The organism is Corynebacterium sp. HFH0082, assembly GCF_000411235.1.
Classification (GTDB): domain Bacteria; phylum Actinomycetota; class Actinomycetes; order Mycobacteriales; family Mycobacteriaceae; genus Corynebacterium; species Corynebacterium jeikeium_D.
Genome location: NZ_KE150404.1, coordinates 859920 through 868776 on the forward strand (window position 1 = coordinate 859920; position 8857 = coordinate 868776).

The 8857-nt window shown below is 60.9% G+C and carries 7 protein-coding genes, 1 tRNA gene and 1 pseudogene; 6 read left to right on the top strand and 3 right to left on the bottom strand.

What is annotated here, in order from left to right:
- Window positions 1-1121, bottom strand: a 1121-nt coding sequence (locus tag HMPREF1206_RS10785) for an IS30 family transposase (protein ID WP_231367173.1), incomplete at its 3' end; no start/stop codon positions are given.
- A 287-nt stretch (window positions 1122-1408) separates the two neighbouring features.
- On the opposite strand from HMPREF1206_RS10785, the gene menD reads away from it, so the two are divergent.
- From menD to HMPREF1206_RS03635, 4 genes are read left to right on the top strand one after another with little or no spacing between them, the layout of a single operon-like run.
- Window positions 1409-3241 (top strand): 2-succinyl-5-enolpyruvyl-6-hydroxy-3-cyclohexene-1-carboxylic-acid synthase, encoded by a 1833-nt coding sequence (gene menD, locus HMPREF1206_RS03620; protein WP_016422032.1) that lies wholly within the window; start codon window positions 1409-1411, stop codon window positions 3239-3241.
- Between the two features lie 43 nt (window positions 3242-3284).
- Window positions 3285-3776: a DUF3592 domain-containing protein gene (locus tag HMPREF1206_RS03625; RefSeq protein ID WP_016422033.1), complete on the top strand. Its 492-nt coding sequence runs from the start codon at window positions 3285-3287 to the stop codon at window positions 3774-3776.
- A 4-nt stretch (window positions 3777-3780) separates the two neighbouring features.
- On the top strand, window positions 3781-4989 hold the full coding sequence (locus HMPREF1206_RS03630; RefSeq protein ID WP_016422034.1) for a glycosyltransferase family 1 protein: 1209 nt from the start codon (window positions 3781-3783) through the stop codon (window positions 4987-4989).
- A 10-nt stretch (window positions 4990-4999) separates the two neighbouring features.
- Window positions 5000-5692 carry a demethylmenaquinone methyltransferase gene (locus HMPREF1206_RS03635; protein WP_042388380.1) on the top strand — a complete coding sequence of 231 codons (693 nt, stop codon included), beginning with the start codon at window positions 5000-5002 and terminating at the stop codon, window positions 5690-5692.
- A 51-nt stretch (window positions 5693-5743) separates the two neighbouring features.
- Here HMPREF1206_RS03635 and HMPREF1206_RS03640 read toward each other — a convergent pair whose 3' ends face one another.
- Window positions 5744-7096, bottom strand: a complete 1353-nt coding sequence (locus HMPREF1206_RS03640; protein WP_016422036.1) for a geranylgeranyl reductase family protein — start codon at window positions 7094-7096, stop codon at window positions 5744-5746.
- Between the two features lie 118 nt (window positions 7097-7214).
- On the opposite strand from HMPREF1206_RS03640, the gene HMPREF1206_RS03645 reads away from it, so the two are divergent.
- Window positions 7215-8270 carry a polyprenyl synthetase family protein gene (locus HMPREF1206_RS03645; RefSeq protein WP_016422037.1) on the top strand — a complete coding sequence of 352 codons (1056 nt, stop codon included), beginning with the start codon at window positions 7215-7217 and terminating at the stop codon, window positions 8268-8270.
- Between the two features lie 180 nt (window positions 8271-8450).
- Window positions 8451-8532, top strand: a tRNA-Tyr gene (locus HMPREF1206_RS03650).
- 109 nt (window positions 8533-8641) lie between these two features.
- Here HMPREF1206_RS03650 and HMPREF1206_RS03655 read toward each other — a convergent pair.
- Window positions 8642-8857 (bottom strand): annotated as a pseudogene (locus HMPREF1206_RS03655) (IS256 family transposase); the annotation flags it as partial.

Sequence of the window (8857 nt, forward strand, 5' to 3'; positions counted from 1 at the left end):
GGCCGGTTATTCAGCAATGCTTCCGCCTCGGCGACCTCTTGGTCGGTGACATCGGTAAAGTTGGTGCCTTTGGGGAAATAAAACCGGATATCCCGGTTCATCCGCTCATTGCTACCTCGCTGCCACGGCGAATGCGGATCGGCGAAAAACACCTGGATATTCTCCGCGACAGAAAACTCCGTGTGTTTGGCAAACTCCACCCCTTGGTCCCAGGTCAACGTCGAAATCGTGGTGTCCATCGACTCTTTGAGCCGACGAATCATCCGTACCATCACCTCATTGACACTGGCGGCAGTATGGTCAGTGCCGAGTCTGCCGAGCAGCACAAACCTGCTGCGGCGTTCCACCAACGTCGCTAAAGCACTGGTGCCATCTGCGCCAATAATCAAATCGCCTTCCCAATGACCGGGTACCGCACGATCATTGGCTTCGGCTGGGCGAAGTGAAATATTGGCATCATGAGTCCAGCGTTTTCCACGTGGCTTGGGCACCCCTGCGAGAAGCGAGCGGGGTTTACGCCCTGGCCGGGTAGTCCGGCAGGACTTTTCAAACACAAGTTCTTTGCGCAAGCTGCCTGCCCCTTGTACGTAAAGGGCCTGGTAAATCGACTCGTGGCTAATAGTCATGGACGTATTATCACCCCACAGTGCAGCCAACCTGCCACTGGCCTGACGCGGCGAGGCGCCACGGTTGAGCAGATTGACAACCTGGGCGCGTAAGAATCGATTGTCATCGAGTTTGCGCGGCTTTGGACGAGCAAGACGCCCGCGGCTGGCCTGATCAGCGTGATAGGCATCGTAGATACCATCGACGCTGTTGCGTGCGATTTCACGACTGATAGTGGATTGACTACGACAGACTATCTGGGCGATACGCCGGTGCGAATGACCTGCCCGCAGGCAATCGGCAATAATTAAGCGTTCCGCCAGCCCTAGCCGCCGACCAGCGCCAACACGAGATACATCACCAGGTGTTATCCGACTGCGGGTATTCATAGTGGTTAATCTAGCCCGCCGGTTGTACACCGTGGTTGTGCACACCCCAGCCTGCGCGGCAATCTGGGCAACACTATATGTGCCGGCCATAAGCATCTCGTAGATCACGCGGTGCTTATCCATCATCGATAACTTCGGGCAGTGCGATTGGTGCTGAATCGCAATTCCGGCTTGTCGCGCCCACCGCCTGACAGTTGGTGAGGGAATCGCTAAATCGCGCCCAACCGCGCTTGCTGATGCCCCGTTGGCGATGTGTTGAAGCGCAATGGGTTTGATGGCACTGTATTTCGTTCGGCGGGTTTGCTTCACTACTTCTCCTGGTCGAAAGTGGTGATGCATTCACCGCCTGAACCTACCGGCTTCCAAACTGACATAAACCTAGTCAGTAACTCCCGGCAAGTAGCCTATTGAGTGTGAACAATAACCAGGACACCTCTCAAGACCCGGACACCGGCGCGGTCGAAACCACTCACGCCGTCCAGTCCACACAAGCCCCATCCGCAGTGGTAGCGGGTCTCATCGTCGATGAGCTGCTGCGTCTCGGCATGGTCGATGCCGTGGTGTGCCCGGGTTCCCGGTCCGCCCCGCTCGCCCGCGCTCTGGTCCAGGCCGCCGACGCGGCGAAGGTTCGCCTCCACGTACGTATCGATGAACGCTCCGCCGCCTTCCTCGCCCTCGGCCTGGCCTCGCGCACCCGCAAGGTGACCCCGGTAATTACAACGTCCGGTACAGCAGTGGCGAACCTCGTGCCCGCCATGGTGGAAGCCACCGCGTCGGGCATTCCGCTGCTGGCACTGACCGCCGACCGCCCCGCGCATTATCGCGGCACTGGCGCGAACCAGACCATCGTCCAGGACCGCCTGTTCGCTGATGCCTCCGTCGTCGAGTTCGATCTGGACGGCACCGCCCCGGTCACGAAGGCCACCGCCGCGCAGATCCGCGCTCGCATTGATCGCGTTGTCGCCGCCATGGCATCCGGCGCCGGCCACCTTAACGTCCGTTTTGTCGAACCGCTCGTGCCTGACGACGACTCCGTCGCCGACATCCCCGAGGGCCGCGCCGATGGCGGCCCCTGGACCACGATTGCGCCTACCAACAGCAACAACGTCGCCGCGGCCGCCATCGCAGCCAACTCGGCCACCGCAACCGGCCCGGCCAACTCGGCTAGCACAGCCACAATTGACATTAGCCGCCGCACACTCGTGATTGCGGGTTCGAATGCCTCGCACCTGCCAGAACTGGAGGATCTGCCAACCATCGCTGAGCCGAATGCGTATGCGCCGGCGCACCCGGTGCACCCGCTCGCGGCGGGCACTTTCGCGCAGATTCCGCCGGAGCAGATCGTGCTGGTCGGCAGGCCGACGCTGCACCGAGGTATCTCTAAGCTGCTGGCCAATCCGGATATCGAGCTGACCGTTGTCTCCGAAGCGGAAAACCACGGTTTTGGGGTGGAGTTCCCGGATGTGACGGCGAACGCAAGGGCCGTCGTTAGGCATGTGCAGACTGTGGGGGAGCAGGACCCGCAGTGGACGAAAATCTGTGAGGCCGCCAGCGAGTTGGCGGTGAAGTCCGTGCGAGAGACGCTTACCGAGTCGATTGAAGCGGAGGAACCGCTGACCGGATTTCATGTGGCGGCGGCTCTGACGGACAGCCTGCGCACGGGTGACAATGTGGTGCTGGGCGCGTCGAACCCGGTGCGCGATGCGTCGTACACGGGCCTGCCTTTCCCCGGTGTGAACACGTATGCGGGACGAGGTGCCGCGGGCATCGACGGCACGGTGGCGACGGCAATCGGTATTGCGCTGGCGTCCGACCGCGAGCATGCCGACGAGATCCGCCCGCCGCGGACGATTGCACTTATGGGGGACCTGACGTTCCAGCACGACTCCGCAGCGTTGGCAATTGGGCCGCTGGAGCCGAGGCCGGAAAACCTCACCATCGTGGTGGCCAATGATGCAGGTGGCGGTATTTTCGAGACGCTGGAGGCGGGCAGCCCGGTTCTGCGGGGAAGCTTTGAGCGCATCTTCGGCACCCCGCAGGGCGTGGACTTTGAGGGCATCTGCCAGGCTTACGGGGTCGAGCACGTGCGCGTTGACCGCCTCCCAGATCTGCTCGCGCAGTTGCACCCGGATACCGACGTCGATGGCATCCGCGTCATTGAGGTGGCGACCACGCGTGCGACGCGTCGGCAGTTGCATCACAAGCTGGCATACAATGCGGAGATTGGGGTGCTGGACAAGCACTAGCTGGAAACAATCAGAGACAGAAAAATAGGAGGTCGCGACCGCCATGCAGTGGAAAACTGCCCTGGCCAATTGGCCGCGCTTCCTTCGTCAGGTACTGCTCTTTGTAATGATTTGCCTGTTGCTGTCGTGCCTGGCCATGGTGGTTGGCTGCTTCATTAATGACCGCAATATCGAGTCGAACATGGGGCAGTCCGTAGCCAACGTGCGCTCGGTCGAGCTCCTTCGCACCACGGTTGATTTCGTCGACGAGAATGGTGATTTTCAGTCGCCGCCAACCGGTTTGCTCTATCCCGTTGGTCTGGAAGAGGGGCAGCGCGTCCGCGTCGAATACGACCGCACTGATCCCAATGTCGTCCGCGTCGCCGGACGCACATGGACGTTGTCACTTCTCCCGGCGACCAGCATCGCTGTGGTTGCATTTCTCGTCGTCGCGCCGTTGTGGTGGTTGTCGTTGCGCGCAACCCGTCGTTTACAAAGAGATCCCCAAAAGGTAAACAGAGGGTCACTTTCGCTTTCCGACGAGATGGAAAACTAGCACCATGCGCGTTGCCATCATTGCTGAAAGCTTCTTGCCCAACATCAATGGAGTGACAAACTCCGTGCTGCGGGTGTTGGAACACTTACGCCGTGAAGGACACGAGGCGCTGGTGATTGCGCCGGGCGCTCGGGACTGGCAGGAAGAGGCAGAGTTCTACTGCGACTACCGCATTGAGCGTGTGCCCACTGTGATGGTGCCGTTGATTGATTCGCTACCGATTGGTGTGCCGAACCGTCGGGTAGCGTCGGCGCTGACGCAGTTTAAGCCGGATGTTGTCCACTTGGCTTCGCCATTTGTGCTCGGTGGTGCGGGCGCGCTGACTGCCAAGGCACTGGGCATCCCGGCTGTGGCCATCTATCAGACGGACGTTGCGGGTTTTGCCAAGAACTACAAGTTGGCGGGGCTCTCCACGGCCGCATGGTTGTGGACGCGCGTGATTCACAACTCCTGCGCCCGAACGCTGGCGCCGTCGTCGCCGACTATTGAGGACCTGCAGGATCACAAGATTCGTGATGTCTACCGCTGGGGCCGCGGTGTTGATGCGGTTCGCTTTACTCCGACAAAGCGTAGTGAAGAGCTCAGGAAGCAGTGGAGCCCGGAGGGCAAGCCGATTGTTGGTTATGTCGGCAGGCTCGCGGCGGAGAAGTCTGTGGAGCGGCTGGCAGCGCTGAACGGCCGCGATGATATTCAGGTGGTCATTGTCGGCAATGGCCCGGAGCTGCAGAAGCTGCAGAAGCAGATGCCGAATGCCGTCTTTACCGGACAGCTCACCGGCGATAAGTTGGCAGCGGCATTCGCCAGTCTGGACGTGTTCGTCCACACCGGTGACTTTGAAACCTTCTGCCAGGCGGTACAGGAAGCCCACGCCTCCGGTGTGCCGGCCATCGCTCCGAACGCAGGCGGCCCGCGCGACCTGATTACCAACGACGTCAACGGCTACCTGCTGGAACCCAAGACTTTCACCCGCGATTTGGCTGAGGCGGTCGACAAGCTGCTGCTCGTTGACGATGAGCTGGCACGTAAGCAGCTGCGCAACCGCTGCCGCGACACCGTGACCGAGCGCACCTGGGAAGCACTGTGTGCAGACCTGGTTCGCCACTACGAGGAGGTTTCTGGGGTTTCCGCGGCCGAGACGTCAAGCAAGGTCGCAGCAGATGCGATTGATGCCTCCCATGCAGGTGCTGCTACGCGTCAGAAGTCGGTCGCGTAATCTGGACATCGTGTCTAGGGCTGATTTAACGAAAAATCCCAGCGAAGTCGCCTCGATGTTCGATGGCGTGGGGAAGAATTACGACATCACTAATACCGTGCTCACCGGTGGCATTGACCACTACTGGCGCGTGCGCACGGCAAAGCGCCTGAACCTGCAGCCTGGCCAGAAAGTCCTCGACCTGGCCGCCGGTACGGCTGTTTCATCAGTGGAGTTGGCAAAGTCTGGCGCATACGTCGTTGCCTGTGATTTCTCCCGAGGCATGCTCAAGGCCGGTGCACACCGCGATGTTCCCAAGGTCTGCGGTGACGGCATGAAGCTGCCATTCCCGGACAACACCTTCGACGCGGTGACCATCAGCTTCGGTCTGCGCAACATCGTGGACTACAAGGCGGGCCTCGCTGAGCTAGCTCGCGTGACCAAGCCCGGAGGCCAGCTAACAGTCTGCGAGTTCTCCACCCCCGTGATGCCGGTGTTCAGCACCTTCTACAAGGAATACCTGATGCGGGCACTGCCGCAGATCGCCAAGGTCGTCTCCTCGAACCCGGAGGCCTACGTGTACTTGGCGGAGTCGATTCGCGCCTGGCCAAACCAGCCGCAGCTTGCCCGCGACATCAATGCCTCTGGCTGGGAGGATGCCGGTTGGCAGAATCTCACCTTCGGTATCGCAGCGCTGCACTCGGCAACCAAGCCCGCACAGTAGCTCGCTAGCCCGCAGCAAAGCCCTGTCGCAGGGCCCGTCGTAAAGCGATTCCTACTGCCAGGGCTGGCGCCCGAACCACTTATCGGAGGCCAGCGCTGTCCTCCCCGAAGCGCGCCAGAGTCGCGCCACTACGTCGCGGTCGTGTTCCGTGACCAGGTTTCCCATCAGGCGTGCGGCAACACCCATGAGCTGGCTTCCCCACGGGGCGCCGATGGTCAGCGGGCCGACCGTGGGAAGGAAGCTCGGGTACGTCAGCGTCAGCGCCAACTTGCGAGCCAGCGAGAAGCCGGTGCCGTAGTGCTCGCGAAGGAGGGCGGGCCAGGAGTGCGTCAGCCCATCGCGGCCCGCACCAATCGAACTAATCAGCTCCACTGCCAGTCGCGCCGACTCCATGCCGTAGTCAATGCCCTCACCGTTGAGCGGGTTGACTAAGCACGCAGCATCACCGAGCAACGCCCAGTTGGGCCCCGCCACATTCGATACAGCACCGCCCATCGGCAGCAGCGCCGACGTCACGTGCTCCGGCTCGCTCATCTGCCACTGATCGCGCACCTGTCCGTGGTACTCACGCAGCAACTTCTTCACGTTCGTGCGCGCCGGGCGTGCCGATGTCGCCAGCGCCCCACACCCCACATTCGCCCGGCCTTCTCCCAGCGGGAAAATCCAGCCATAGCCCGGGTGCGTATGCCCTTCGGAGTCGCGCAGTTCCAGGTGCGAGTGAATCCAGTCATCCGCTACGTCTGCGCTGTCGAAGCTGACATACGACCGTGCGGCCACGCCAAAGACGCTGTCTCGATGCCACGCACGCCCCAGCTGCTTGCCGACGGTACTGCGGACCCCATCGGCCACGAGCAACCAGCGGGCCGAGATGGTGTGTGGCTTGCCCTCGCGGTCGGAAAGCTCCACCTCGCGCACGCCATGACCCCGCGTGCCGCCAGTGTTCAGCGCTCCGAGAACCACCTTCCGCGCTGCGACTCCATCAAAGACCTGCGCACCGGCATCAGCGGCGGCATTGAGCAAGAAAGTGTCGAGCTCAACTCGCGGCATCGCGGATCCGACAGCGGGGAAAGTGCCCGAGGCATCATCTGGCCAAGGTGCGGTGATGGAGCCGCCGAAACCGTGTAGCTTGAGTCCGCGGTTGCGGTTGCGGCGCAGGAGCTCGTCGTCAAGCCCTAGACGACGTAGCTCAGCGATGGCACGAGGAGTGAGCCCGTCGCCACAAGTTTTGTCGCGCGGGAAGCGCTGGGAGTCGACCACAGTGACCGAAAAACCGGCGCGGGCGGCGTGAATTGCGGCTGCGGAGCCGGTGGGGCCTGCGCCAACAATGAGCACGTCAGTGCTGCTGGGTAGAGCGACGGTGCCGTCGAACGTGGGGGAAACTCGCGAAATCGGGCTTGAGGTCATTGCCCCAGCGTATAACGACGTTGAAACAAATATGGGAACTGGTCTGCTAGCCACTATGCTCGTAAGGTAGTTTATTTAGCAGTTTCTTATCTTTTATCGTCAGTTAGGCAGGTCTCGAATGCGTACTGGAGACTACTCCGGGCTTAGTTCCGGAAGTGCTCAGGGCACTGGTGAGCACACCGCCACTAGTTCTCACTTCGTTGATGAGGCGCTGGAAGCAACAATCACCGAGGGAATGCGCAAGAGCGAGGACCTCCTGATAACCGAGCTGGGGCGCGGCGAGGACTTCCTAGTCGAACGGGTTTCCCACCTAGCTCACGCTGGTGGTAAGCGCTTCCGCCCGATGTTTACCATGCTGGCCGCGCAGTTCGGGGAGAACCCGGAGAGCGATAAGGTCATCACCGCCGCGACGGTGCTGGAGCTGACGCACCTGGCGACGCTCTACCACGACGACGTCATGGATGAAGCGGATAAGCGCCGCGGCGTGCCCTCCGCAAACTCGCGCTGGGACAACACCGTCGCCATTCTGGCCGGTGACTACCTCTTCGCTGCTGCGTCCCGCCTGCTGGCAGAGCTCGGCTCCGAGAGCGTGGCTCACTTCGCTGAGACCTTCGGTGTTCTTGTCACAGGCCAGATGCGCGAGTGCCTCAACGACTTGGACCTGCCGATTGAAGAGCGCATCGAGCGCTACCTGAAGGTCATTGCCGAAAAGACCGGTGTGCTCATCGCATCGGCCGGTTATCTCGGCGCCTATCACGCCGGTGCGTCGGCCGAGATTTCCAACGCACTGCGCCGCTATGGCGAACTAATCGGTATCGTTTTCCAGATTGTCGACGACATTATCGACATCTCCTCCAATACCGATCAGTCCGGCAAGACTCCGGGCACTGACTTGCGCGAGGGCGTCTTCACACTGCCGGTTCTCTACGCGCTGCAGGAGGACACCCCAGCCGCTGACCGTCTCCGTGAGATTCTTGTCGGCCCAGTCTCCGACGACGCGCTTGTCGACGAGGCCCTCGAGCTCCTGGCTCAGACCAACGGTGTGGCTCGCGCGATGGAGAAGGTCAATGAACTGCTGGATGAGTCCGACCGCGTCATCGCTGACCTTCCTGACTGTGCGGCCAAGGAGTCCCTGCGTCACGTTGCTCGCTACACCGTGGAGCGCGTGGGGTAGTGGATTGAGCTCCATCGGCGAGATGGGCCTAGGGGTGAGCACTGCTCTGAGGTGAGCTCTGCTCTGGGGTGAGTTCTGCTGAGGGGTGAATCCAGGTAGGGAAATATCCTCTCGACCTGCCGATTTGTGTAAATGACAGAGTAGTGGGTAGCATTCCATTCGCACCGTTTAAGAGTGCACGCCAGATTGCCCGAGCGGCCAAAGGGAGCGGATTGTAAATCCGTCGGCATTGCCTTCGTTGGTTCGAATCCATCATCTGGCACAGTGAAATCACCGCGAGAATTTTCTCGCGGTGATTTTTTTGTAGGGCCCGTTGATGGGGATGCGGGGGTTAAGTAAAGAAAAGTGTGTCTTTTCCGGGCGTGTTGCGGTTATTTGATCCAGCCTTTTTGGATGCCGAGGTTGTGTTGGTAGCTGGTGTCGATGGCGGTGTCGTATTCTGCTGGTGCACCGATGTCATTGGTAGTGGCTGTGGTGTTGTGGGTGATCAGGTCTGTTGCTGTGGAAAGTGCGTCTTGACCCCATCGTTGGTCCCTGGCGATCTTGACCGGATCGTCAGGGACTTCTGTATGTAGATACAGCCACCA

Bases quoted from the DNA above. Each gene is read 5' to 3' on its own strand.
- HMPREF1206_RS03640 (WP_016422036.1), bottom strand. From the start codon at position 7,096: ATGACCTCAAGCCCGATTTCGCGAGTTTCCCCCACGTTCGACGGCACC.
- HMPREF1206_RS03630 (WP_016422034.1), top strand. From the start codon at position 3,781: ATGCGCGTTGCCATCATTGCTGAAAGCTTCTTGCCCAACATCAATGGA.
- HMPREF1206_RS03645 (WP_016422037.1), top strand. From the start codon at position 7,215: ATGCGTACTGGAGACTACTCCGGGCTTAGTTCCGGAAGTGCTCAGGGC.
- HMPREF1206_RS03625 (WP_016422033.1), top strand. From the start codon at position 3,285: ATGCAGTGGAAAACTGCCCTGGCCAATTGGCCGCGCTTCCTTCGTCAG.